The organism is Pseudomonas sp. Lz4W (genome assembly GCF_000346225.2).
Lineage (GTDB): Bacteria > Pseudomonadota > Gammaproteobacteria > Pseudomonadales > Pseudomonadaceae > Aquipseudomonas > Aquipseudomonas paraversuta.
Genome location: NZ_CP017432.1, coordinates 3,278,904 through 3,299,463, shown reverse-complemented (window position 1 = coordinate 3,299,463; position 20,560 = coordinate 3,278,904). Strand labels below are relative to the sequence as shown.

Below are 20,560 nucleotides of genomic sequence, written 5' to 3'. Positions count from 1 at the left end.
GCACTTTATGAAACAGGCGACAGCGCTTTCCCACGGCCCGCAATTGGCTTTGCAGTCCTATCTCGACGACTTGCTGTTCGATGCCACAGAAGGGTTGCAGCAGGCTGAACCACAGCCGGACGAGCTGTCCGCAGTTGCCCTTGACGGGCAGGTGCAGGCTGAAGAACCGGCGGTTGCCATGCCGCTGGAGCTGGCAGACGTGGGGGTGGCCACCGAAGCGTTCGCCCACCCTCTGGTGCAGGTGCACCGGCCGCGCGCCGCGGCGGCTCCATTGCCGGCGCAGACCGACGGCCGCCCGGCCTGGGCCGACGAGCCTTTCGAATGTCTGCTGTTTGACGTGGCCGGGCTGACGCTGGCGGTGCCGCTGGTGTGCCTGGGCTCGATTTATTCACTGCAGGGGCGGGAATTGACTCCCCTGTTCGGTCAGCCGGAGTGGTTCCTGGGCATTCTGCCGAGCCACAGTGGCAACCTCAATGTGCTGGACACCGCGCGCTGGGTAATGCCCGACCGCTATCGCGATGATTTTCGCGAGGGCCTGCAATACGTTATTTCGGTCCAGGGTTATGACTGGGGGCTGGCCGTGCATCAAGTCAGCCGCTCACTGCGCCTGGACCCCGAACAGATCAAATGGCGGACCCGGCGCGGGCAGCGACCGTGGCTGGCGGGCACTGTGATTGAACACATGTGTGCGCTGCTGGACGTGGCGCAGCTGGCAGAGTTGATCAGCAGTGGTGCGGTCAAGCACATGGCCAGTGCCGCCGCCGGGGCAACCGACAAATAAACCACCGGGCCTTTGGCCGCGGTCAGACAGTACACACCGCATCGACGGTATTTCTTCAGGGGTTTGGGTATGAGCAAGGCAGCGGCACAACAGAGCAGCGAAGATCCGATCCTGCAGTGGGTCACCTTCAAGCTGGACAACGAGACCTACGGCATCAACGTCATGCAGGTGCAGGAAGTACTGCGTTATACCGAAATCGCCCCGGTTCCTGGTGCGCCGTCTTACGTGCTGGGCATCATTAACCTGCGCGGCAATGTGGTGACGGTGATAGACACGCGTCAGCGTTTTGGCTTGCAGGGTGCCGAGATTACTGACAACTCGCGGATCGTCATCATCGAAGCCGACAAGCAAGTGGTGGGGATTCTGGTCGACAGCGTGGCGGAAGTGGTTTACCTGCGTCAGTCTGAAATCGAAACGGCGCCCAATGTGGGCAATGACGAGTCGGCAAAATTTATCCAGGGTGTGTGCAACAAGAACGGCGAGCTGCTGATTCTGGTTGAGCTGGACAAGATGATGACCGAAGAAGAGTGGTCGGACCTGGAGAACATCTGATTGATCCTTGAGGCGGCGGTAATCGTCCTGGGCCTGCTCTGGGTGGCGACACTGTGGGTGCTGGTGACCTATATCCGCCGCCAGCGCGTGAGTGCCGCACAGCAGGCGGGGGCGGACGAACTGCGTGACCGGCGCCTCAAGGAACTGACCCGGCGGCTGGACACCTACCAGAACGGCAGCGTGCAGATGGGCGAAGATCTGCACGAACTGCGCGCCGTGGTAGCGCCGCTGCCCGAGAAGCTGACCCAGCTGGAACAGCGCGACCCCACGAGCCTGTCGTTCAACCAGGCAGCGCGTCTGGTGGGCATGGGTGCCAGCGTTGACGAACTGACCCAGTCCTGCGGCCTGACCCAGGCCGAGGCCGAGTTGATGAGCAAGATGCATAAAGGCTGAACCGCCAAACCTGTAGGAGCGAGCTTGTCTCGCGAGCTCTTTGCGGTTTTGCTGAAAAGCTCGCGAGACAAGCTCGCTCCTACAGATGCGGTAGCAGCTTCCTGCATGGGGTGCCTGCCGGCCTGGACGGTGAAGTCTGCAATCTCCCGCATTTCTGCACAGCACAACCCCTGTAGGAGCGAGCTTGTCTCGCGAGCTCTTGGGGTTTGGTTGAAAAGCTCGCGAGACAAGCTCGCTCCTACAGGTGCCTTGTGAGCGGCCTTATTTCGGCGGGGTTATATCCCGTTCCACCGGCCCGGCATCGGGATCGAATCCCTCCGGGAATTTGCCTTTAAGCTGCCAGGCAAAGGCAATGATCTCCGCCAGGGTGCGGTACAACTCCTGCGGGATGCTGTCCCCCAGTTCCATGCGCGCCAGTAATTTCACCAGCTCGGCATTTTCATAAATTGGCACTTCGTACTCGCGGGCCAGTTTGAGAATGGCTTCGGCCAGTTCATCGTCACCCTTGGCTGTGAGGGTGGGCGCTTGTTTGCCGTCGTATTTGAGGGCAATCGCCTGACGCGTTTCGGGCTCTGTGCTCATGCGGTTTCGTCGACCCAGCGTTGTTCCAGTGGGGTGTGGCCACCTTGCGGCGGGATGCCCTGGTGGCAATCGAGATCGGTCACGCTCAGCCCGGCATCGTTGAGACGCTGGCGTAACGTGCTCAGCTGGCTGGCGATCAGTTCTGCGGTACTGGCCCGTTGCGCCCAGAGCTGGCCCGACAGGTTGCCGCGAAGCAATTGCGCCTGTACATGCAAGGGGCCCAGCGGGCTCAGGTCGAAGGCCAGTTCCACCCGCCACAGCTGATCTTTGACTTCACGGCTTTCGGCCGTGTCTTGGGCTTGTTTCTCTCCCGGATCTTCACGCTGAAACTTGATCTGCAGCGCAACTACGTCGTGGGCGTTGCGCATCGGTATTTCCAGTTGCCAGGTGGTCAGCAGGTTGCCATCAGCGGTTCGTCCGCTTTGCTCCAGGCTGGACAGTTGATGGCTTTGCAGGCGCGAAATGGCCGCCGCTGCGAGTTTCAGCAAATGTTCCAGGCTGTCTTCGTCTTCGCCACCGGGCAGTCCACGCTTGGGCAGCGGAAAGCCGCCAGGCTGGGGTTTGGCGCTGACCTGGCCGAGCATCCCCAGGGCATTGCGGACAAAGGTCGGCATGGCCTGGGCCTGGCTGCTGACGGCCATGGCGGGGGTGAAAGCGGAGTTTGCAGGTACGCCCGGCAAGATCTGTGCAATCAGGCGCAGCAATGTGGCTTTCATGTCTGGAGCCAGGGCCTGGGTTTGGCCGTTCAGCAGTCTGGCTTCCAGAAAAGCGCCGCTGTTGAGTAGGGCCGCTCCTAATGTTTTGGGGTTACTCAACTCTGCTGGCGTAGGCAAGCCCGCCAACAGCTTGTCGATGGAGGCGCGCAACGCGTCGGGCATGTTGTTGCTGGCCGGGAGTTTTTGCAGGGCGCTGAGCAGGCCTTCCAGTGAAGCCTGGCGACCTTGCTGCATGGCCAGTTGTTGCGCCACCGCCAGTTGATCCTGACGACCGCTCAGCGGGACAAAATTCAGGGTCTGTGCATCCTGCACCTGTGCACTCAGCAAGCTGCCCACGCGCAAGGGTTGGGGGCTGTCCACAGTCAGGGTGCTGCCGTTCAGGGCGCTGTTGAGCAGTGTGACCATTGAGCGATAGACCGCAGGCTGACCAGCGCTCTGGGCCAGCAGCTGGGTGGTCAGCACTTTGCCCTGCAGCAGGCTGCCCGCCGGCAATTGTTGCGGGTCAAGCCGGGTGAGGCTGGCCACGCCGCTGCTCAGGGCTTGCTGCAGGCTGATGGCCAGACTGCCGGGGCCGGGCTGGCTCACGGCGAGCAGGGTGCCCAGGGGCAGGGGTTGGAGGCTGCTGACTTGCACATTGGTCTGGCGCCCGCTATCGAGGGTCAATCGGAGCAGCAGCTGGAAGGCCGCATCCCCCTGTTTAAGTGATAACACTTGTGCCTGTGCACTTTGGCCGGGGCCGATCAGGCCCGGGAGAGGCTGCAGCAATTTGAGCGTTTCACCGCCCGTAATGCCAGGACGTACGGCGGTCGGCGCAGCGGGCAGGACGGGTGGAATTGTCATGTCGCCTTTCATCGTAACAGCCTGTCGAAATTGGCTCATTTAGAGTAGGGCATGGCATGTATAATGCTGCCCCGTCGTTCAGAGCGGGTGAAAACATCGCTATTGTTTGACCCAGCTCTCTGAAACAGGTCGCCAAAGCATTTATCCTGCATCATTTTAACGGCCGCGCCTCAGCCGACTTGAACCGTGAAGGCCTCAATTACGTGACCAGCCCTCTTTTAGAAGCCGTAGCACTCGCCTGTGAGCGCGACTGGCGGATGCTGTTCGAGAATCTCGAATTGCGACTCGCCAGCGGCGACATGTTACAAATCAGCGGGCCCAACGGCAGCGGCAAGACCAGCCTGTTGCGTTTGTTGGCAGGCCTGATGCAGCCGACGGCGGGTGAAGTCCGGCTCAATGGCCTGCCGTTGAGCAGTCAGCGAACGCAACTGGCCGGTAATCTGCTCTGGATCGGCCATGCTGCCGGTATCAAGGATTTGCTCACCGCGGAAGAGAACCTGGCCTGGCTCTGTGCCCTGCATCGCCCGGCCTCCCGTGACGCTATCTGGGCAGCGCTGGCTGCAGTGGGGCTCAAGGGTTTTGAAGATGTACCGTGCCACACCTTGTCCGCAGGTCAGCAGCGGCGTGTGGCTCTGGCGCGGCTGCATCTGGACAGCCCGCCGTTGTGGATTCTCGATGAGCCGTTTACCGCGCTCGATAAACAGGGTGTGGCCCAGCTCGAAGAGCACCTGGCGAGTCACTGCGAACGCGGTGGCATGGTGGTACTGACCACTCACCACAACCTGACCCGGATGCCGGCCGGTTACCGCGATATCGACCTGGGGCATTGGGCTGTATGAGTGTGTTCGCAACCTTGGTGGCACGTGAAGCGCGTTTGCTGTTTCGCCGTCCGGCGGAACTGGCCAACCCTCTGGTGTTCTTCGCAATTGTGATCGCCATGTTCCCGTTGGCTGTCGGACCCGAGACTCAGTTGTTACAAACCTTGTCTCCGGGGCTGCTCTGGGTAGCTGCCCTGTTATCGGTTTTGCTCTCGCTGGACGGGCTTTTCCGCAGTGATTTCGAGGACGGATCACTGGAGCAGTGGGTCCTTTCGTCGCACCCCCTGCCTCTACTGGTATTGGCCAAAGTGCTGGCACACTGGGCGTTTTCCGGTCTGGCCCTGGTCATCCTGTCGCCGCTGCTGGCCTTGATGCTGGGGTTGCCGGTGGCCTGCCTGCCGGTCTTGCTGCTGTCGTTGTTGCTGGGTACGCCGGTCTTGAGCCTGCTCGGCGCTGTTGGCGCGGCGCTGACCGTGGGCCTCAAACGGGGTGGCCTGCTGCTGGCCCTGCTGATTCTGCCTTTATATATCCCGGTGCTGATTCTTGGCAGCGGCGCGTTGCAGGCGGCCTTGCAAGGCATGCCTGCGACGGGTTATCTGCTTTGGCTTGCAAGCCTGACCGCCCTGGCAGTAACCCTGACACCTTTTGCTATAGCCGCCGGCCTGAAAATCAGCGTCGGCGAATAATGAGGTCTGGCCCCACGGGGCCAGTAAAGACCCTGGCTTTGTCAACGACCCTCGGGCGTGGCAAAGCACCGTGATGGAAACAGCGTGATGAACTGGACTTGGTTTCACAAACTCGGCTCGCCCAAATGGTTCTATGCCATCAGCGGGCGCCTGCTGCCCTGGTTAAGCATTGCGGCAGCGCTGCTGATTACCTGCGGGGTAGTCTGGGGCCTGGCATTTGCGCCGCCCGACTACCAGCAGGGCAATAGCTTCCGGATCATTTATATCCATGTGCCGGCGGCGATGCTGGCCCAGTCCTGTTATGTGATGCTGGCGGTGTGCGGCGTGGTTGGCCTGGTCTGGAAGATGAAAATCGCCGACGTGGCCCTGCAGTGCGCAGCGCCCATCGGTGCCTGGATGACCGCCGTGGCGCTGCTCACCGGTGCGATCTGGGGCAAGCCGACGTGGGGCTCGTGGTGGGTGTGGGATGCTCGCCTGACCTCGATGCTGATCCTGCTGTTTCTGTACTTCGGCCTCATTGCCCTGGGCAATGCCATCACCAATCGCGACAGCGCGGCCAAGGCCTGCGCGGTATTGGCGATTGTCGGCGTGATCAATATCCCGATCATCAAATACTCGGTCGAGTGGTGGAACACCCTGCACCAGGGCGCGACCTTCACCCTGACCGAAAAACCGGCCATGCCGATGGAAATGTGGTTGCCATTGCTGCTGACGGTGCTGGGTTTTTATTGCTTCTTTGGCGCCGTGCTGTTGTTGCGCATGCGCCTCGAAGTACTCAAACGCGAGGCCCGCAGTAGCTGGGTCAAGGCTCTGGTATTGAAAGCGCTGGAGGGTGGGCGATGAGCTTTGCGTCTTTCGGCGACTTTATCGCCATGGGCCATCACGCGGTATATGTCTGGTCGGCCTATGGCATTTGCCTGGCAGTGCTGGGGTTGAACGTAGCGCTGCCGATTGTGGCGCGCCGGCGTTATCTGCAACAAGAGGCGCGTCGTTTGCGCCGGGAGAACTCGAAGTGAATCCGCTGCGCAAAAAACGTTTGATCATCATCCTGGCAATTCTGGTGGGGGTAGGCATTGCCGTTGCCCTGGCCTTGAGTGCCCTGCAGCAGAACATCAACCTGTTCTACACCCCGACCCAGATCGCCAATGGCGAAGCCCCGCTGGACACCCGCATTCGTGCCGGCGGCATGGTGCAAGCCGGTTCGCTGAAACGCTCTGGCGACTCGCTGGACGTGCAGTTCGTGGTCACCGATTTCAACAAGTCCGTAACCATCGCTTATCGCGGCATCCTCCCGGATCTGTTCCGTGAGGGGCAGGGCATCGTCGCCCTGGGCAAGCTCAACGCTCAGGGTGTGGTGGTGGCTGATGAAGTGCTGGCCAAGCACGACGAAAAATACATGCCGCCCGAAGTGACCAAAGCGTTGAATGAAAGTGGCCAGTCCGCGCCTGTACCGGCTAAAGAGGGTTAAGTAATGACGTTTGGACTGTTTGTTCCTGAATTGGGCCAGCTGGCCATGATTCTGGCCCTGTGCTTTGCCATCGTGCAGGCCATCGTGCCGCTGCTGGGTGCCTGGCGCGGCGACAAGTTGTGGATGAGCCTGGCGCAACCTGCCGCCTGGGGCCAGTTTGCCTTCCTGCTGTTTTCGTTCGGTTGCCTGACCTACGCCTTTATGAGTGATGATTTCTCGGTGGCGTACGTGGCGAGCAACTCCAACAGCGCGCTGCCCTGGTACTACAAGTTCAGCGCCGTGTGGGGCGCCCACGAAGGTTCGCTGCTGTTGTGGGCGATGATTCTGGGGGGCTGGACCTTCGCCGTGTCGATCTTCTCGCGCCAGTTGCCGCAAGTGATGCTTGCCCGGGTGCTGGCGATCATGGGCATGATCAGTATCGGCTTCCTGCTGTTTCTGATCATGACTTCGAATCCGTTCGTACGTCTGCTTCCGCAAATTCCTGCAAACGGCAATGACCTTAACCCGCTGCTGCAGGACATCGGTCTGATCGTTCACCCGCCGATGCTGTACATGGGCTATGTCGGTTTCTCGGTGGCCTTTGCCTTCGCCATTGCCGCCTTGCTCGGCGGTCGGCTGGATGCTGCCTGGGCCCGCTGGTCGCGTCCGTGGACCATCGTTGCCTGGGCCTTTCTCGGTATCGGTATCACCCTGGGTTCGTGGTGGGCGTATTACGAGCTTGGCTGGGGCGGCTGGTGGTTCTGGGACCCGGTAGAAAACGCCTCGTTCATGCCATGGCTGGTGGGCACTGCGCTGATTCACTCGCTGGCCGTGACCGAAAAACGCGGAGTGTTCAAAAGCTGGACCGTGTTGCTGGCGATTGCCGCCTTTTCGTTGAGCCTGCTGGGGACCTTCCTGGTGCGTTCCGGCGTGCTGACGTCGGTCCACGCGTTTGCCTCCGACCCCGAGCGCGGGGTGTTCATCCTGATTTTCCTGCTGTTTGTCGTAGGCGGTTCGCTGACCCTGTTTGCGTTGCGTGCACCGGTGGTCAAGAGCCACGTCAGCTTCAAGCTGTGGTCCCGCGAAACCTTGCTGCTGGGCAATAACCTGGTGCTGGTGGTGGCCGCTTCGATGATTCTGCTGGGCACCTTGTATCCGCTGATTCTGGATGCCATCAGTGGCGCCAAGATGTCGGTCGGCCCGCCGTATTTCAACGCCATGTTCATTCCACTGATGGGCTTGCTGATGGTGGTAATGGCCGTCGGCATGCTGGTGCGCTGGAAAGACACTCCGGTCAAATGGCTGCTGAGCATGCTGACCCCGGTGCTGCTGGGCAGTGCGGCGCTGGCGGCGATTGCCGGCGTAGCTTATGGCGACTTCAACTGGGCGGTGATCACCACCTTTATGCTGGCGGCCTGGGTGTTGCTGGCCGGGGTGCGCGACATTGGCGACAAAACCCGTCACAAAGGCCTGATCAAAGGCATGCGCAGCCTGACCCGCAGCTACTGGGGCATGCAGATCGCCCACCTGGGGATTGCGGTCTGCGCGCTGGGCGTGGTGTTGTCGAGCCAGAACAGTGCCGAGCGCGACTTGCGTCTGGCGCCGGGCGAGTCCATGGAACTGGGTGGTTATCACTTCATTTTTGAAGGTGCCAAGCATTACCAGGGCCCCAACTTCACATCGGACAAAGGCACGGTACGGGTGATCCGTAACGGCAAGGAAGTCAGCGTGCTGCACCCGGAAAAACGTTTGTACACGGTGCAGAACTCGATGATGACCGAAGCCGGGATCGATGCCGGCTTTACCCGTGACCTCTATGTAGCACTGGGTGAACCGCTGGATAACGGTGCCTGGGCCGTACGGGTGCATGTCAAACCGTTCGTGCGCTGGATCTGGTTCGGCGGCCTGCTCACAGGCTTTGGCGGTTTGCTGGCAGCGATGGACCGGCGTTATCGGGTCAAGGTTAAAAGCCGCGTGCGTGAAGCATTGGGCATGACAGGAGCCACCGTATGAAGCGCTGGTTGATGCTGGTTCCGCTGGCCGTATTTCTGGGCATGGCGTGGTTTCTCTACAGAGGCCTGTACCTGGACCCCACCGAATTGCCCTCGGCAATGATCGACAAACCGTTCCCGGCCTTCAGCCTGCCAGCGGTCGAGGGTGACAAGACCCTGACCGAGGCCGACCTCAAGGGCAAGCCGGCGCTGGTCAACGTGTGGGCCACCTGGTGCATTTCGTGCCGGGTCGAGCACCCGGTGCTGACCAAACTGGCCGAGCAGGGTGTGGTGATTTACGGCGTCAACTACAAGGACGTGAATGCCGACGCCAAAAAATGGCTCAAGGACTTTCACAATCCCTACCAGCTGGACATCAACGATGCAGACGGCTCGCTGGGCCTGAACCTCGGGGTGTACGGTGCGCCCGAGACCTTCCTGATCGACAGCAAGGGCATCATTCGCCACAAGTTTGTCGGTGTGATCGATGAAACCGTTTGGCGCGAACAACTGGCCAGCCGCTATCAGGCGCTGGTTGATGAGGCCAAGCCATGAAGCGCTGGTTAGCGGCAGCAGCCCTGGGCCTGGCCCTGAGCGGCGTGGCCCAGGGGGCCATCGACACCTATGAGTTTGCCAATGATGCCGAACGCGCGCGTTTTCGCGAGCTGACCCAGGAACTGCGTTGCCCCAAGTGTCAGAATCAGGACATTGCCGATTCCAATGCACCGATCGCCACCGACCTGCGGCGCGAGATCTACCGCATGCTGGGCGAGGGCAAGGACAACCAGCAAATCCTCGACTTCATGGTCGCGCGCTACGGCGATTTCGTGCTCTACAAGCCGGCCCTGACCAGCAAGACCGCAGTGCTCTGGTTTGGCCCGTTCGCCTTGCTACTCGGTGGCCTGGTGCTGATCGGGGTGATTGTCGGTCGCCGTCGTCGAGCCCCGCAGGCTGCAGGCTCGGACACACTTTCTGTCGAAGAGCGTCAGCGCCTCGACACTTTGCTGGATAAAACCAAAGATGATTGATTTCTGGCTCGCAGCAGGCTTGCTGCTACTCATTGCCCTCAGTTTTTTATTGATTCCGGTACTGCGCGGGCGTCGTGCCCAGCGTGAAGAAGACCGTACCGCGCTCAACGTGGCGTTGTATCAGGAGCGTCTGGCTGAATTGCAGCAGCAGCTTGAAGAGGGCGTATTGAACGCCGGGCAGCTGGAAGCCGGGCGTGCCGAAGCCGCCCGGGAATTGCTGGCAGACACTGAAGGCGTGGCCCCGGCGCGGGTTTCCAGCCTGGGCAAAGCCTTGCCACTGCTGGCAGCGATCATGGTTCCGGTATTGGGTCTGGGCCTGTACCTGCACTATGGCTCCAGCGATAAAGTCGAGCTGACCCGCGAATTCTCGCAACCGCCGCAATCCCTTGAAGAGATGGTCGCGCGCCTGGAGCGTGCTGCGGCAGCGCAGCCGGACTCGGCCGAAGGCCTGTATTTCCTGGGGCGTGCCTATATGGCGCAAAACCGCCCGGCCGACGCCGCCAAAGTGTTTGAGCGCACCGTGGCCCTGGCCGGCCGTCAGCCGGAGTTGTTGGGTCAGTGGGCCCAGGCGCAGTACTTTGCCGATGACAAACAGTGGAGCGACAAGACCCAGGCGCTGACCGATGAAGCCCTGAAGGCCGATCCGAAAGAAGTCACCAGCCTCGGTCTGCTGGGTATCGCCGCCTTTGAAGGCAAGCGTTATCAGGAAGCCATCACCTATTGGCAGCGTCTGCTCAACGAACTGCCCCAGGGTGACAAGTCCCGTGAAGCGCTGGAAGGCGGCATCGAACGTGCTCGTCAGCAGTTGCTGGCCAGTGGTGGCAAAGTCGAAGAGGCCCCTGCGGCCAAGGCCCGGGCTTCGATCAAGGTCAGTGTCGATCTGGCTGATGCAGTCAAGGCCCAGGTCCTGCCGGGTGACAGCGTCTTCATCTTCGCCCGTGCAGTCTCAGGCCCGCCGGCACCTCTGGCGGTCAAGCGCGTGACCGTGGCCGACCTGCCGATCACCGTTGAACTGGGTGATGTCGACGCAATGATGCCGCAATTGAAACTGTCCAACTTTCCTGAAGTCCAACTCATGGCACGCATCTCCCGCGCCGGCCAGCCAACAGCCGGCGAGTGGATAGGGCGGGGCAAACCGCTGTCCAGCAGCACCACGCAGCTGCAACAGCTGACCATCGACAGTCCGGACAAATAACCGGGAACCCGCAGGAGCGAGCTTTTTCAAAGCGGCAACGAAAAGCTCGCTCCTGCAGGGCAATCAATGACAAGAGAATTATCCATGGCCGTCCTTGTACGCATCACTGTGCTCAGTCTGGTTTTAGGCCTCAGTGCCTGTGCGGTTCATCAGCCCTATGAACCCTCGGCGCCATCGACGCCGGCTCCGCAACCGGCGCCGCAGCCTTCGGGTCAGCCGTTGCCGGACATGCCCATCCCCAAGCCGCCCAAGCCGCTGCCGCGGACTTCGGCCACCTTCGCGCCGCCACCCGGTGGCCCGAGCCATTGGGATGCGCGCATGGGGGTCTATGTGCTGGATGACCAGACCAACATCTTCTATCGCCAGCGTGCCTACTACCGTTGGGACAATGGCTGGAGCCGGGCAGTCAGCCCCAATGGCCCGTGGGAAGAGACCGACACCAGCGGTGTTCCGCCGGGGTTGAGCCGGCAGTTCAAGTGATGTAGTAACGGCGGCCCTCGGGTCGCCGTTTTTGTTTGTGGGACTGCAACCGGCAATCCCCGCCCCAAGCCTGTTATAATTCCCGGCTGTCGGTGTCAGGCCTTGTGCCTTGGATACCGACTCATCTTCCGGCTCTTGCCGGCCATTGCTGCAAGCACAGGGTTCAACGTGCTGGCGCACGCTTTACCTTTGGACCTGGGTCGCCCTTTGCGTCCCGTCCCTTGTCAGCCTTCATGAAAACAACCCAGCGGACCGCTGTCCGTCGCTGCCTGCCTGTCAGGAAACCCGGGTTGTTTTGCGCCTGCCTTTATCGGCCTTTCGTTGCGACTGTGACGACTGTGGCGCACATAAAAAGGAGAAAGGAATGTTTCAACTTTCCACCCCCACCGTGTTGCTGCTTCTGTTCTGTTTCTATGGCCTGACCTTTCTGGTGTCGTTGCGCGTCGGGCGCAAGGACGAAAACGTCGACGGTTATATGGTCTCCAATAATTCCATTGGTTTCGGCATGGCGGCTGCCAGCATGACCGCCACCTGGATCTGGGCGGCCTCGTTCTATGCCGCTGCCAGCTCCGGCTACAAGTTCGGTCTTTCGGGGGCGCTGCATTACGGCTTCTGGGGCGCGCTGATGATTCTGTTTATCTACCCCTTCGGCCGGCGTTTTCGCGAGCTGGCACCCAAGGCCCATACCCTGGCGGAAATCATGCATGCCCGGCACGGGCGCTCCAGCCAGATGATTCTGGCGGGCTCCAATATTGTCGGGAGCATGATCAGCCTGATGGTCAACTTCACCGCCGCCGGGGCGCTGGTGGCGGTACTCTCGCCCTTGAGCTTTATCCACGGGGTCTTGATCGCAGGCTTCGGGATTCTGGGCTACACCATCTGGTCGGGTTTTCGCTCTTCGGTGCTGACGGATTTCGGTCAGTTGATCGCCATGATCTTCGCGGCCGTGGTGATTATTCCGATTATTTTCTTCCAGCTCGGCGGCCCGGAATTATTTGCCCGGGGCATGCCGAATATTTCTGCCGAACAAGCGAGTTTTTACTCGAAAACCGCGATTCTGGAGCAGGGCGCCCCCTATTTTGTCGCGGTGCTGGCGTATGCCATTGGTAACCAGACCATCGCCCAGCGGCTGTTCGCGGTGCGTGAAGACCTGATGAAATCGACCTTTGTCACGGCCACCATCGGCTATGCCTCGATCGTGATCGGCCTTGGCATGCTGGGTTTTCTGGCTTTGCTGGCCGGCGTGCAACCGGTGGACGGCGACCTTAACAACCTGATCCCGCAGATGGCCTCGACCTACTTGCCACCTTTTGCGGTCGGGCTGTTTTTCATCATGGTGATTGGCTCGCTGTCGTCCACTGCCGATTCGGATCTGTCGGCGTTGTCGGCGCTGGTGATGACCGACGTCTATGGCAAAAATATGGCCAAGGGCAAACCCAATCCTAAAACCATGTTGTTCGTCGGGCGCATGACCATGGTGGTGGCGACGATGCTCGCGGTGGTTTTCGCCAGTCTCAAGCTGGACATCCTGACCATGCTGATTTTTGTCGGCGCACTGTGGGGAGCCATCGTGTTCCCGGTAATCGCCAGCCTGTACTGGGGGCGCATCACCAATGCCGCCTTCACCAGTGCGGCCATTGCCGGTTTTGTCATGTTTCTGGTGGCGCGCTTCGAACTGCTGGAACTGCAGGGAGTGGTGGCCCTGTTCTTCGAACTCTTTGCATCGGTCGGTGGCGGGGTAGTCATAGGTTTGATGGCCTTTGGTTTCTTCGGACGCAAGGTCGGATTCACCTTGGGCGGCTTGGCGTTTCTGGTGCTTGCACCCTTTGCCTTTGGCTTCTTGCGCGACTACCCGGTTTTGCTCAGTTCACTCACTGCCTACGGCATCAGCACCGTGGTCTGTGTACTGGTGAGTTTGCTGTCCAACGAAAACTTTGATTTCGACTGCATCAATGAGCGTGTGGTGGCCTTCCACTACAACCCTGTGCCCGAAACCTCGGATAAACCTGCAATTGAACAAGGAGATTCCCCATGTCCAGCTACGCGTTAACCCTTTATGTAATGATCTGGCCGGTGATAGCGGCGGGCGTGATGATCACCCTGTGCGTCAGCGTGTACCGCGATATGCGCAAGGCCAGACGTGACGGCACCGACCTGGTGTAAATCGTTCCGTGGTGCGGGCAAGTGCCGTGCGCTTGCCCGCATGCGCATTAAAACGCGGCCTTGCCTACCGAGGCACCGCCGTCGACAAACAGGGTCTGGCCGGTGATGAAGCCGCTGTTCTCCGAGAGCAGGAAGGCAATTGCCGAGGCAATTTCCTCGGGTTGTCCCAGACGTGCCATCGGCACTCCGGCCAGATAGCGGGCTTCGCCTGCCGAACCCGGCGGGTTATTGGCACGGAACAGTTCGGTTTCGGTAGGGCCCGGGGCCACGGCGTTCACGGTGATCCCGCTTTGCGCCAGCTCCAGTGCCCACGAACGGGTGAAGCTGACCAGTGCGGCTTTGGCCGCGGCATAGGCGGTGCGTTGAGCGATGCCCAGCACCGTCAGGCTGGAAATATTGACAATCCGGCCCCAGCCCCGTGCCTGCATCCCCGGCAGCAAAGCCTGGGTGGCTTGCAGCGCCGAGTGCAGGTTGACCCGCATTACGTCATCAAACGCATCCAGATCGATCTCACCCAGTGCTTGAGGGCGAACCAGCCCTACGTTATTCACCAGCCCGTCAAACGCAAAGCGTTCGCTGAGTTCCCTGAGCACCTGGGCGCTGCGTTCGCGGTCGGCCAGATCCAGCGCCACCAGCGTGCCGGGAAAGCTCGGGTCATCGGCATTGCGGGCGATGCCCACCACGGTATGCCCGGCTTGCGCCAGCCAGGTTGCCAGGGCGCGACCGATACCTTTGCTGGCACCAGTGATGAGGAAGGTACGTGCAGTCATGCTGTGCTCCTGAGTTAAATCTGCAGCGATGATACCGGTTTGCCATTGACCCTGTAGGAGCGAGCTTGCTCGCGAGCTTTTTGTTGCTGCGTTGTAAAAGCTCGCGGGCAAGCCCGCTCCTACAGTACGGGGGCCATGGTAGGCTGCGATTTATTCGAAAACAGGAGGTCGCAGTGAGCCAATTTGAATTCAAACAAGTGGATGTTTTCAGCACGGTTGCCCTCAAAGGCAACCCGGTGGCGGTGGTGTTGAACGCGGACAGTCTGAGCGATCAGCAAATGGCCGACTTTGCGCGCTGGACCAACCTCAGTGAAACCACTTTCGTCCTCAAACCGCAAAACCCGGAAGCAGATTACCGCCTGCGGATTTTCACCACCCTCAGGGAGCTGCCCTTTGCCGGGCACCCGACGTTGGGCAGTTGCCATGCCTGGCTGGAAGCAGGTGGCAAGCCGCGGGGTGAAGAAATCATCCAGGAATGCGCCGTGGGCCTGATCCGGGTTCGTCGCCAGAATGGACAGCTGGCTTTCACTGCACCGCCTCTGCTGCGCGACGAAGCCCTGGATGACGACCTGCTGCAGCGCATCTGCCGTGGCCTGGGGATCGACACCCGGGCGGTGGTGCAGGCCCGCTGGATCGACAATGGTCCCGGCTGGCTGGGGTTGCTGCTGCGCGATCGCGAACAGGTGCTGGCGCTGAAGCCGGACTTTTCACAGTTGCATAATCGGGTGGTCGGCGTAGTCGCCCCGTGGAACCCCGAGCGCGACGGCACTGAAGCGCAATTTGAAGTCCGTGCCTTCGTTGCCGGTGACGGCATGTCGGAAGATCCGGTGACTGGCAGCCTGAATGCCGGGCTGGCGCAATGGTTGATTGGCGCGGGTATTGCTCCGTCGCGCTATGTGGCCAGCCAGGGCACGGCCATGGGCCGGGAAGGGCGGGTATCGATTGAGAAAGTCGGCGCCGATATCTGGGTCGGCGGTGCCGCAGTGACCTGCATCAACGGCTCGCTGACGCTTTGACCGGCAGCCGCCGGCTCAAGTGCTTTTAGCTTTCACCGCCCGCTTTGGCTTTGCCCTGGCGGGCGCTGCCTTACGTTTTTTCTTCCACGCCGGCGCCATGCCCGCCGGGCTGGCCGGGCCGCTGATGGTCATGGTCATGCCACTGCAGCGGGCGATGTGTTTGCTCATCCACGCCGCCTGTTTGGCGACGAAGGTCTCCAGGGTCATTTCACCGCTTTGCACCATGTCCAGCGCTTGTTCCCAGATGGCAGTGGTGCCGGGGTCGGCGATGGCGCGGGGCACCGCATCGATCAGGCTGAAGGCCGGCGCAGTGGCGGCCAGGGCCTTGCCGTTTTTGATCAGGTAGCCACGATCCAGCAGCCCCTGAATGATCCCGGCGCGGGTGGCCTCGGTGCCGATGCCGGTGGTGTCCTTGAGCTTTTGTTTTAACAGCGGGTCCTGCACCAGTTTGGCGACGTTTTTCATTGCCTTGATCAGGTCGCCTTCGGTGAAAGGCTTGGGTGGCTGGGTCCACAGGTCTTTGAGGTGGACGTTGGCAATGGCGCAGTCCAGACCCTCGCGCAAAATCGGCAATGGTTGCGGGGCCGCAGCTTCGCGACCCCTGGCCGGAGCCAGGGCCTCGGGCAGGGCGCGTTTCCAGCCGGCTTCGACAATTTGCTTGCCCACGGCCCGCAGGGCCTGGCCGGCGCAATCGAAGTCGGCCTGGGTGCGATCGTATTCGTGGTTGGGCAGGAATTGCGCCAGATAGCGTGCGCGAATCAGGGTATACACCGCACGGTGTTTGCCCGTCAGGCGTTCCAGGTTTTTCGCCGCTGCCGTAGGAATGATGCCGTGGTGAGCACTGACTTTGGCGTCGTTCCAGGCCCGGGAGCGGCGTTGCGGGTCGAGGTGTCCGGCCAGCGGTGCCAGGCTCGGGTCGGCCTGCTGCAGGGCTGCCAGAATCGATGCTGCTTCGCTGTGCTGGCTTTGCGGCAGGTAACCGCAGTCACTGCGTGGGTAGGTGACCACCTTGTAGGTTTCGTACAGCGCCTGGGCGATGTCCAGGGTTTCCTGGGCGCCGAGGCCGAGCTTTTTCGAACACACTTCTTGCAGGGTGCCGAGGTCGAATGGCAGTGGCGCGACTTCCCGCATGCGTTCGGTGCGCAATTTGCTCACCCGGGCACTGCCGGCGCTGTTGATGGCGTCGGCCGCCTGCTGGGCATGGGCCTGATTGAGGCAGCGATCCTGTTCGTCGCAGGTGTCGGGATCGGCCCGCCACTGAGCGATGAACAACTGCCCGTCGTGTTTGAGCTGCACGTCGATGGCCCAGTAAGCCACGGGTACGAAGTCGCTGATGCTGCGATCGCGGTCGACCACCAGTCGCAGGGTGGGGGTTTGTACCCGGCCCACCGGGAGTACGCCCTGATAGCCGGACTGGCGCCCGAGGAGGGTGAACAGGCGGCTCATGTTCATCCCGATCAGCCAGTCGGCCCGCGAGCGGCCCAGGGCCGAGTGATAGAGGTTAAAGGTTTCGCTGCCCGGCTTGAGGGCGGCCAGGGCCTTGCGAATAGACGCGTCATCCAGGGCTGACAGCCACAGGCGCTGGATCGGCCCGCGATAGCGGCAGTGCTCGACCAGTTCACGAGCGATCATTTCACCTTCGCGATCGGCGTCGGTGGCGATCACCAGTTCGCTGGCTTCGCCGAGCAGGCGTTTGACGGCCTTGAACTGGCTGGCGGTCTTGGGCTTGACGCGCATTTTCCACTTTTCGGGAATGATCGGCAGATCGGCCAGCACCCAGCGCTTGTAGCGCTCGTCGTAGGCATCGGGCGGGGCGGTTTCGAGCAAGTGACCGATGCACCAGGTGACGGTGACAGCGGGGCCCACCCAGCAGCCATCACCGCGTCGGCTGGCACCGAGCACGGCCGCAATATCTTTGGCCTGGGAAGGTTTTTCGCACAGAAACAGCCGCATAGCTCCACTCATTCATCATGCCGCACAGAAGGTGCACAGCATGGCAGAGAATGGCTGAAGGGCAACTGTTTTTACTGTGTTTTTGTACAGCTTTGAGGTGGTTGCCAACCAACCTGCAGGAGCGAGCTCTTCGTTGTGGCGTTGAAAAAGCTCGCGAGCAAGCTCGCTCCTACAGACTAGTTCGCTCCTACAGACCAGCTCGTGGGTGGGGGTTATTGACCGTTGTAGATCTGGTCGAACACGCCACCGTCGTTGAAGTACTTTTTCTGCACGTCGCGCCAGTCGCCGAAGGTTTTCTCAACCGACAGGAAATCGACTTTCGGGAAGCGGTCGTTGTACTTGGCCAGGATTGCCTGGTCCCGTGGACGCAGGTAGTTTTTGGCGGCGATTTCCTGACCTTCAGGGGACCACAGGTACTTCAGATATTCTTCGGCCGTTGCGCGGGTGCCTTTTTTGTCCACCACCTTGTCGACTACGGTCACTGGCGGCTCGGCTTCGGCCGACACGCTCGGGTAGATCACTTCGAACTGGTCGCGACCGAACTCGCGGGCGATCATTTCCGCTTCGTTTTCGAAGGTCACCAGCACGTCGCCGATCTGGTTGGTCATAAAGGTGGTGGTGGCTGCACGGCCGCCGGTGTCCAGTACAGGAGCCTGCTTGAACAGTTTGCCGACGAACTCCTTGGCCTTGGTTTCATCGCCGCCGTTCTTCAGAACATAGCCCCAGGCCGAAAGGAAGGTGTAGCGGCCGTTACCCGAGGTTTTCGGGTTTGGCACTATCACTTGCACGCCATCCTTGAGCAGGTCCGGCCAGTCTTTCAGGGCTTTGGGGTTGCCTTTGCGCACAATAAACACGGTGGCCGAAGTGAAAGGCGCGCTGTTGTCCGGCAGGCGGGTCACCCAGTTTTGCGGAACCAGCTGGCCATTATCAGCCAGGGCATTGATGTCGGTGGCCATATTCATGGTGATCACGTCAGCCGGCAGGCCATCAATCACTGATCGGGCCTGTTTGCTCGAACCGCCAAAGGACATTTGCACATTGAGCTTGGTGCCATGCTCGGCTTCCCAGTGTTTCTGGAACGCGGCATTGTAGTCCTTGTAGAAATCGCGCATCACATCGTAGGACACGTTTAGCAATGGCGGCGGGGTGGCTGCATGGGCAATGCTGCCGAGGGCCAGGCCAGCGGCCAGGATTGAGGCACTAAAAAGTTTTTTCACTGCGCATTCCTTGTTATAGGGAGCAATAGGGGCAAATTGCCAGCGACTATAGTCGCTGCCGCATAGGTCTTAAAAGATTAAAAAGCACTTTGGTTATGCATTTTTAGCATATAGAGCATTGCCGCAGCGTGAACAGAATGAGGCGGACTGTTCGTGACGTTGTTTCTTGCACGCCGGGCAGTCGTGCTGCAGTTGCTCGCCGCGCATGGCGTTGGCCAGTTCGGCGGTAAAAATACCGGTTGGCACGGCGATAATCGAGTAGCCCGTGATCATGACCATGGCCGAGATGACTCGCCCGAGGACGGTTTGCGGCACGATGTCACCGTAACCCACAGTGGTCAGGGTCACGATGGCCCAATAGATGCTCACAGGAATGCTGGTAAAGCCGTTCTCCGGGCCTTCAACCACATACATCAAGGTGCCGAACACGGTCACCAGGGTCGATACACCGACCAGGAAAACGATGATTTTCTGTTTGCTGCCCCGCAGGGCCGAGAGCAGGTAGTTGGCCTGGCTGAGGTACGGCACCAGCTTGAGCACCCGAAAGATGCGCAGCATGCGGATGATGCGGATGATCAGCAGGTACTGCGCGTCACTGTAATAAATCGCCAGAATGCCGGGTACGATCGCCAGCAGGTCCACCAGCCCGTAAAAGCTGAAGGCATAGCGCAGGGGCCTGGGTGAGCAATACAGGCGCAGGCCGTACTCCACGGCAAAGACAAAGGTGAAACCCCACTCGATGTAAGCCAGCAGATCGGCGTAGTCGCGGTGAATGCTGTTGATGCTGTCGAGCACCACCACCACCAGGCTGCACAGAATGATCAGTAACAGCGTGGTGTCAAAGCGCCGCCCGGCAGGCGTGTCAGCCTGAAAGACCATGACGTACAGGCGTTGACGCCAATCCTTGTTATTCATGTAGGTTGCTCGAGCCTTAAATGACAGAAGGTTCAAGGATTAACGCTCAATGCGCAACCTGCATTGCTCTTCGGATTTCGCCGCGGCGGGTCTGAGTACCCGCACACTGGAATGCACCAGCCAGCAGGCGAGAATAAATGGAGCGGTTAAAAGGGGCAGCCCCAGGGCAATGAATCCGGGGGTCAGGATCAGGGTCACGACGATACCGATCAATGGCAGCCAGGGTCGACGTCGCTGCTGGCTCAGGGCCAGGGCGGCCAGCACCGGGTTGTAGCCGCCGAGCCCGCTCAGTGCGGCACTGGTGTCCTGTTGATACAGACTGAATAAAAGACCTGCCAGCGATCCCGCCAATGCCCAGCCTGCGGCCCGCCAACTGCTCAGCCACAGCCCGAGCGCAATCAGCAACCCGGCCACGGGGTGTTGCAGCAACATGACCTGGCCAATGCCTTTGAGCACGGCCAGACCCAGGGTCAGGCCATTGAGTGGCAGGTCGTGATTCAGGGGTTGGGCCGGCGGGTTGTGCAGGTGTAGCAGGATCCAGCCCAGCCCGACAAAGGGCGCGGTATAGGCCAGAAGGCTTTGCCCGTCTGCCGCGCGTTTGAGCCACTGGTGAATCAGCATGGTACTCAGGCCGGCACTGGCGATGATCAGCAGCGGCAACAGGGCCGACCATTGCAGTTGGTGGCTCAGCAACATGCCCAACAGAATGCCGTTGTAGCTATAGAGGCCTGCCTGGCGTTCGGCCTTGGGATAGTCACGGCGTTGCGCAGTCAAGAGCCCGGCAATCCCTCCCAGCAACGCGCCACTGAGCAGGCCCGGGGCACTGACCAGAACTGCCAGCAAGCACAAAACCCCGCACAGCGGCTGGCGCTGGAGGAAGATCTGACTGAACCCCGCGCACAGAGCGGTGGCCCAGTCAGGGCATGCAGGACTGAGTTGGTTTGAGCCCATGATGAGTTCCGTGGCACGCGGAGGGGGTAGTCGCTGCCGAGGCACGAAGGCTGCGAGCTCTTGGTG

At 60.6% G+C, this 20,560-nt stretch carries 23 protein-coding genes; 16 read left to right on the top strand and 7 right to left on the bottom strand.

All coding sequences use genetic code 11. From position 1 onward, the window contains the following. Window positions 1–7 precede the first annotated feature (7 nt). The 3 genes from B195_RS15010 to B195_RS15000 all read left to right on the top strand — a co-directional run bounded on the left by B195_RS15010 (window position 8) and on the right by B195_RS15000 (window position 1,726). Complete coding sequence (locus B195_RS15010) at window positions 8–781, top strand: CheW domain-containing protein (protein WP_003441892.1); 774 nt, start codon at window positions 8–10, stop codon at window positions 779–781. Window positions 782–850: 69 nt separating this feature from the next. Next, window positions 851–1,333, top strand: coding sequence for a chemotaxis protein CheW (locus tag B195_RS15005; protein WP_003441893.1), 483 nt, complete (start codon window positions 851–853; stop codon window positions 1,331–1,333). Then, window positions 1,334–1,726: a DUF2802 domain-containing protein gene (locus tag B195_RS15000; protein ID WP_003441894.1), complete on the top strand. Its 393-nt coding sequence runs from the start codon at window positions 1,334–1,336 to the stop codon at window positions 1,724–1,726. Between the two features lie 261 nt (window positions 1,727–1,987). On the opposite strand, the gene B195_RS14995 is transcribed toward B195_RS15000, so the two are convergent. Together B195_RS14995 and B195_RS14990 are read right to left on the bottom strand one after the other, a co-directional pair. Then, entirely contained in the window at window positions 1,988–2,308 is a 321-nt protein-coding gene (locus B195_RS14995) for an EscU/YscU/HrcU family type III secretion system export apparatus switch protein (RefSeq protein WP_003441895.1), read from the bottom strand. Further along, window positions 2,305–3,876, bottom strand: coding sequence for a flagellar hook-length control protein FliK (locus tag B195_RS14990; protein WP_003441896.1), 1,572 nt, complete (start codon window positions 3,874–3,876; stop codon window positions 2,305–2,307). Before B195_RS14990 ends, B195_RS14995 begins: the two co-directional genes overlap by 4 nt. A gap of 191 nt (window positions 3,877–4,067) precedes the next feature. Here B195_RS14990 and ccmA point away from each other — a divergent pair, with 191 nt between their 5' ends. The 12 genes from ccmA (at window position 4,068) to B195_RS23115 (ending at window position 13,672) form a co-directional block, all read left to right on the top strand. After that, entirely contained in the window at window positions 4,068–4,703 is a 636-nt protein-coding gene (gene ccmA / locus B195_RS14985; protein ID WP_003441897.1) for a cytochrome c biogenesis heme-transporting ATPase CcmA, read from the top strand. Continuing rightward, window positions 4,700–5,368, top strand: a complete 669-nt coding sequence (ccmB, locus tag B195_RS14980; protein ID WP_003441898.1) for a heme exporter protein CcmB — start codon at window positions 4,700–4,702, stop codon at window positions 5,366–5,368. Before ccmA ends, ccmB begins: the two co-directional genes overlap by 4 nt. A gap of 84 nt (window positions 5,369–5,452) precedes the next feature. Further along, the gene (locus tag B195_RS14975; RefSeq protein ID WP_177412974.1) at window positions 5,453–6,211 is read left to right on the top strand and encodes a heme ABC transporter permease; all 759 of its coding nucleotides are present in this window, start codon (window positions 5,453–5,455) and stop codon (window positions 6,209–6,211) included. Next, window positions 6,208–6,384 carry a heme exporter protein CcmD gene (gene ccmD, locus B195_RS14970; RefSeq protein ID WP_003441903.1) on the top strand — a complete coding sequence of 59 codons (177 nt, stop codon included), beginning with the start codon at window positions 6,208–6,210 and terminating at the stop codon, window positions 6,382–6,384. Before B195_RS14975 ends, ccmD begins: the two co-directional genes overlap by 4 nt. After that, complete coding sequence (gene ccmE, locus B195_RS14965; RefSeq protein WP_003441905.1) at window positions 6,381–6,836, top strand: cytochrome c maturation protein CcmE; 456 nt, start codon at window positions 6,381–6,383, stop codon at window positions 6,834–6,836. Before ccmD ends, ccmE begins: the two co-directional genes overlap by 4 nt. Window positions 6,837–6,839: 3 nt before the next feature. Continuing rightward, a complete protein-coding gene (locus tag B195_RS14960) occupies window positions 6,840–8,828 on the top strand; it encodes a heme lyase CcmF/NrfE family subunit (RefSeq protein ID WP_003441907.1) in 1,989 nt (662 codons plus the stop codon). Further along, window positions 8,825–9,361, top strand: a complete 537-nt coding sequence (locus B195_RS14955; RefSeq protein ID WP_003441908.1) for a DsbE family thiol:disulfide interchange protein — start codon at window positions 8,825–8,827, stop codon at window positions 9,359–9,361. Before B195_RS14960 ends, B195_RS14955 begins: the two co-directional genes overlap by 4 nt. Beyond that, window positions 9,358–9,834: a cytochrome c-type biogenesis protein gene (locus tag B195_RS14950; protein ID WP_003441910.1), complete on the top strand. Its 477-nt coding sequence runs from the start codon at window positions 9,358–9,360 to the stop codon at window positions 9,832–9,834. Before B195_RS14955 ends, B195_RS14950 begins: the two co-directional genes overlap by 4 nt. Then, a complete protein-coding gene (ccmI, locus tag B195_RS14945) occupies window positions 9,827–11,029 on the top strand; it encodes a c-type cytochrome biogenesis protein CcmI (protein ID WP_003441913.1) in 1,203 nt (400 codons plus the stop codon). The genes B195_RS14950 and ccmI overlap by 8 nt, the downstream gene beginning before the upstream one ends. A gap of 84 nt (window positions 11,030–11,113) precedes the next feature. After that, window positions 11,114–11,509: a hypothetical protein gene (locus B195_RS14940; RefSeq protein WP_003441914.1), complete on the top strand. Its 396-nt coding sequence runs from the start codon at window positions 11,114–11,116 to the stop codon at window positions 11,507–11,509. A gap of 364 nt (window positions 11,510–11,873) precedes the next feature. Further along, complete coding sequence (locus tag B195_RS14935) at window positions 11,874–13,559, top strand: sodium:solute symporter family protein (RefSeq protein WP_003441915.1); 1,686 nt, start codon at window positions 11,874–11,876, stop codon at window positions 13,557–13,559. Further along, on the top strand, window positions 13,541–13,672 hold the full coding sequence (locus B195_RS23115) for a putative transporter small subunit (RefSeq protein WP_003441916.1): 132 nt from the start codon (window positions 13,541–13,543) through the stop codon (window positions 13,670–13,672). The genes B195_RS14935 and B195_RS23115 overlap by 19 nt, the downstream gene beginning before the upstream one ends. Window positions 13,673–13,719: 47 nt before the next feature. On the opposite strand, the gene B195_RS14930 is transcribed toward B195_RS23115, so the two are convergent. Next, window positions 13,720–14,442: an SDR family oxidoreductase gene (locus tag B195_RS14930; protein WP_003441917.1), complete on the bottom strand. Its 723-nt coding sequence runs from the start codon at window positions 14,440–14,442 to the stop codon at window positions 13,720–13,722. 173 nt (window positions 14,443–14,615) lie between these two features. Between B195_RS14930 and B195_RS14925 the strand changes: the two genes are divergently transcribed. Continuing rightward, the gene (locus tag B195_RS14925; protein WP_003441918.1) at window positions 14,616–15,458 is read left to right on the top strand and encodes a PhzF family phenazine biosynthesis protein; all 843 of its coding nucleotides are present in this window, start codon (window positions 14,616–14,618) and stop codon (window positions 15,456–15,458) included. Window positions 15,459–15,473: 15 nt separating this feature from the next. Here B195_RS14925 and B195_RS14920 read toward each other — a convergent pair whose 3' ends face one another. The 4 genes from B195_RS14920 to B195_RS14905 form a co-directional block, all read right to left on the bottom strand. Then, window positions 15,474–17,411, bottom strand: a complete 1,938-nt coding sequence (locus B195_RS14920) for a DNA topoisomerase III (protein WP_003441919.1) — start codon at window positions 17,409–17,411, stop codon at window positions 15,474–15,476. Window positions 17,412–17,623: 212 nt separating this feature from the next. Then, a complete protein-coding gene (locus tag B195_RS14915) occupies window positions 17,624–18,628 on the bottom strand; it encodes a sulfate ABC transporter substrate-binding protein (protein WP_003441920.1) in 1,005 nt (334 codons plus the stop codon). 93 nt (window positions 18,629–18,721) lie between these two features. Next, on the bottom strand, window positions 18,722–19,543 hold the full coding sequence (locus B195_RS14910; protein WP_003441923.1) for an ion transporter: 822 nt from the start codon (window positions 19,541–19,543) through the stop codon (window positions 18,722–18,724). Between the two features lie 39 nt (window positions 19,544–19,582). Next, window positions 19,583–20,494 carry an urea transporter gene (locus B195_RS14905; RefSeq protein WP_003441936.1) on the bottom strand — a complete coding sequence of 304 codons (912 nt, stop codon included), beginning with the start codon at window positions 20,492–20,494 and terminating at the stop codon, window positions 19,583–19,585. Window positions 20,495–20,560 lie beyond the last annotated feature (66 nt).

Excerpts from the sequence above, each read along its gene's own strand:
- B195_RS15010 (WP_003441892.1), top strand. The coding sequence starts at position 8 with ATGAAACAGGCGACAGCGCTTTCCCACGGCCCGCAATTGGCTTTGCAG.
- B195_RS15005 (WP_003441893.1), top strand. The coding sequence starts at position 851 with ATGAGCAAGGCAGCGGCACAACAGAGCAGCGAAGATCCGATCCTGCAG.
- B195_RS14995 (WP_003441895.1), bottom strand. The coding sequence starts at position 2,308 with ATGAGCACAGAGCCCGAAACGCGTCAGGCGATTGCCCTCAAATACGAC.
- B195_RS14990 (WP_003441896.1), bottom strand. The coding sequence starts at position 3,876 with ATGAAAGGCGACATGACAATTCCACCCGTCCTGCCCGCTGCGCCGACC.
- ccmB (WP_003441898.1), top strand. The coding sequence starts at position 4,700 with ATGAGTGTGTTCGCAACCTTGGTGGCACGTGAAGCGCGTTTGCTGTTT.
- ccmD (WP_003441903.1), top strand. The coding sequence starts at position 6,208 with ATGAGCTTTGCGTCTTTCGGCGACTTTATCGCCATGGGCCATCACGCG.
- B195_RS14960 (WP_003441907.1), top strand. The coding sequence starts at position 6,840 with ATGACGTTTGGACTGTTTGTTCCTGAATTGGGCCAGCTGGCCATGATT.
- B195_RS14955 (WP_003441908.1), top strand. The coding sequence starts at position 8,825 with ATGAAGCGCTGGTTGATGCTGGTTCCGCTGGCCGTATTTCTGGGCATG.
- B195_RS14950 (WP_003441910.1), top strand. The coding sequence starts at position 9,358 with ATGAAGCGCTGGTTAGCGGCAGCAGCCCTGGGCCTGGCCCTGAGCGGC.
- ccmI (WP_003441913.1), top strand. The coding sequence starts at position 9,827 with ATGATTGATTTCTGGCTCGCAGCAGGCTTGCTGCTACTCATTGCCCTC.
- B195_RS14940 (WP_003441914.1), top strand. The coding sequence starts at position 11,114 with ATGGCCGTCCTTGTACGCATCACTGTGCTCAGTCTGGTTTTAGGCCTC.
- B195_RS14935 (WP_003441915.1), top strand. The coding sequence starts at position 11,874 with ATGTTTCAACTTTCCACCCCCACCGTGTTGCTGCTTCTGTTCTGTTTC.
- B195_RS23115 (WP_003441916.1), top strand. The coding sequence starts at position 13,541 with ATGTCCAGCTACGCGTTAACCCTTTATGTAATGATCTGGCCGGTGATA.
- B195_RS14930 (WP_003441917.1), bottom strand. The coding sequence starts at position 14,442 with ATGACTGCACGTACCTTCCTCATCACTGGTGCCAGCAAAGGTATCGGT.
- B195_RS14920 (WP_003441919.1), bottom strand. The coding sequence starts at position 17,411 with ATGCGGCTGTTTCTGTGCGAAAAACCTTCCCAGGCCAAAGATATTGCG.
- B195_RS14910 (WP_003441923.1), bottom strand. The coding sequence starts at position 19,543 with ATGAATAACAAGGATTGGCGTCAACGCCTGTACGTCATGGTCTTTCAG.
- B195_RS14905 (WP_003441936.1), bottom strand. The coding sequence starts at position 20,494 with ATGGGCTCAAACCAACTCAGTCCTGCATGCCCTGACTGGGCCACCGCT.